Here is a 245-nt window from a genome sequence, read left to right as displayed (position 1 = left end):
GCGATCACGAACTGGTTGATCAGCGCCTGACGGAATTCGCGGCTCTTTTTCCACGCCTCCGGCTGTTCCGACATGCGATCGTACAGCCAAACTTCGGCATTGAGGCACAGCCCCATACGGTCCATGAAGCTAGCGTGCTCCGGACACCCATCTTCGATCCAGCGGAGGATTTCACGGTGGAAGAGAATCAGATCGTCAGTCATTTTCGGCTCCTGAAATATAGAAAGCCCAGTATAGTTCTATAC

The 245-nt window shown here is 53.1% G+C and carries 1 protein-coding gene; it reads right to left on the bottom strand.

Translation table 11 applies throughout. From position 1 onward, the window contains the following. Positions 1-203, bottom strand: a 203-nt coding sequence (locus tag AC1RPU_RS08455) for a hypothetical protein (protein ID WP_481769724.1), incomplete at its 3' end; no start/stop codon positions are given. Positions 204-245 lie beyond the last annotated feature (42 nt).

The organism is Dellaglioa sp. CoH-55-MRSF-7 (assembly GCF_056782235.1).
The sequence above is the reverse complement of the archived record's forward strand: the minus strand, read 5'-3'. Positions and strand labels throughout refer to the sequence as shown.